1 protein-coding gene is annotated in these 2,177 nt (G+C 68.4%); it reads right to left on the bottom strand.

Annotation, left to right across the window (positions count from 1 at the left end):
- Positions 1-2,033 (bottom strand): phosphoenolpyruvate carboxylase (locus H0W38_RS21375; RefSeq protein WP_292457990.1); only part of this gene is annotated, 2,033 nt, incomplete at its 3' end.
- Between the last annotated feature and the right edge of the window lie 144 nt (positions 2,034-2,177).

Genomic DNA, 2,177 nt, shown 5'->3' on the forward strand with positions numbered 1-2,177 from the left:
GACTTGAGGATGTGCTCGATCACCGACGAGGCCAGCAGCTCCACCTGGTAGTTCGCCGTGCCGCGGTTGGCGTACTTGAGCGAGACCACCTCGCCCTGCTCGGTGGTGCGGAACTGGCCGCGGATGGAGCCCGCGGGCGCTGCCGCGATGGCCCGGCCTGTCGGTGCCCCGCCCCGGCTCACCGAGCCGCCGCGGCCGTGGAAGAAGGCGATCTTCACGCTGTGCTCGTGCCCCAGGCGCGTGAGTCCCGCCTGCGCCTTGTGCAGCTCCCAGTTGGCCGCGAAGTAGCCGCCGTCCTTGTTGGAATCGGAGTAGCCGATCATCACTTCCTGCACGCTCGCATGCAGGCGCAGCGAGCGCTGCACCAGCGGCACGGCGAGCAGTTCCTTGAGGATGGCCGGCGCGCGCCGCAGATCGGGAATGGTCTCGAGCAACGGCACGATCGGCAGCGTGCAGCGCTCGATGCCCTGCGCATCGGTGAACAGGCCCGCCTCCTTGGCCAGCAGGTATACGCCCAGCACGTCGGCCGCGTTGTGCGTCATGCTGAGGATCAGCGCGCCGAAGGCCTCGCGGTCGATCTGCTCGCGCATCTGCGCGATGGTGCGAAAGGTGGCGAGCGTCTCGGCGGCGTCGTTCGACAAGCCTTCGAGTGGGCGCAAGCCCTCGCGCGGGGTGGCCAGCTCGTCGAGCAGCCATTGCTTCCACTCGGCGCTCTCGGGGGAGGGCGTCTCCTTGCCCGGCTGTGTGGCACCGAAGATCTCCGCCAGCGTGCCGTTGATGCGGCCGGTGTTCTCGCGCACGTCGAGCCGCACGGTGCTGAATCGGAACACGCTGACCTCGCGCCTGAGCGACGCCAGCAGCGAGGCCGCCAGCCGCTCGGCGCCGCCCTTGCACAGCGCATCGAACATGAGCTCGATGTCGGCCAGCAGTTCGTCGGCGTTCGCATAGCCGGTGCCGCGCGGCGCCGGCTCGTGCTGCTGCGTGCTGGCGATGGACGCGTCGAGCCGGTGCAGCATGCAGGCGATGTATTGTCGGAACAGCTCGCCCGGGTTGCGGTGTGCGATCTGTTCGCCCTCGGGTGTGGCGGCCAGCGCCTCGCTGACGGCCGTGCGAAAGCTTTGCGGCAGCGGCAGCGTGTTCTCGGAGACGCTCAGGTTGCGGATCAGATCGACCAGCCTGGTGCGGTAGCGGCGCAGGCTGACGAGCCGCGTTTCCCAAAGCGTGCGTCGCGTGACTTCGCTGGTGACGAACGGGTTGCCGTCGCGGTCGCCGCCGATCCAGGAGCCGAAGCTCATCAGCGTGGGCAGCTCGAGCTTCTCACCGGGGAACTGTTTCGCGAACGCGGCTTCGATGCGCCCGTAGAGCTGCGGCAGCACGTCGAACAGGTTCTCGTTGAAGAAGTACAGGCCCCATTGGACTTCCTGATCGACCGTGGGTTTCTCGAGCTTGAGCTCGCCGGTGAGCCAGAGCAGCTCGATCTCGTCGCCGATGGCGCGGAACAGTTCCTCGCGCTCGCGTTCGGTCCAGCGGGGGGCCTCCAGATCCATCAAACGTAGGTAGATGCGGCGGTGGCGTTCGAGCACGGTGACGCGCTTGGCCTCGGTCGGGTGCGCGGTGATGACCGGGCGGATGCGCACGCCGCACAGCGCCTCGCGCACCTCGTTGGCGCCGATGCCGGCGGCCTTGGCGCTGAAGATGACGTGCGCGAAAGTGCCCTGCACCTGTTCGTAGCCTCGCTCGCGTTCCACTTGGCGGCGCCGGCGCATGTCGCGGTTCTGTTCGGCGATGGCGAGGAGCTGGAACCACAGGGCTTCGGTCTGGATGGTGCGGGCGAGCACGCGCGGCGTCATCGACGTTGCGGCACCGTCGCCGCGCAGGGCAGCGGCCACTTCGGGGTCGTAGCGCTCGACCACGCCGAGCAGCGCCGCCCGCAGGAGATCGGAGCGCGAGAAGCCTTCCACGCCGTCGGGTGCCTGCACCGGCTCGGCGTAGTCGGTCATCGGCGGCGAGGCAGGGGCGCGGGGGTTGGTCATGGTCGATTGCGAAAGAACGGTGAAGGGCGGGAGACGGTCTACTAGTTCAGATGAGACTGCCTGCGCACCCAGATCATTGCGCGGCTGTCGTTTGGCTGTCTACGCGCCCAGGACATCGGGCGGCCGACTCCGCGAATGTCCCCC

Origin of the sequence: Methylibium sp. (genome assembly GCF_013817365.1) — a bacterium.
Taxonomy (GTDB): Bacteria; Pseudomonadota; Gammaproteobacteria; order Burkholderiales; family Burkholderiaceae_C; genus Methylibium.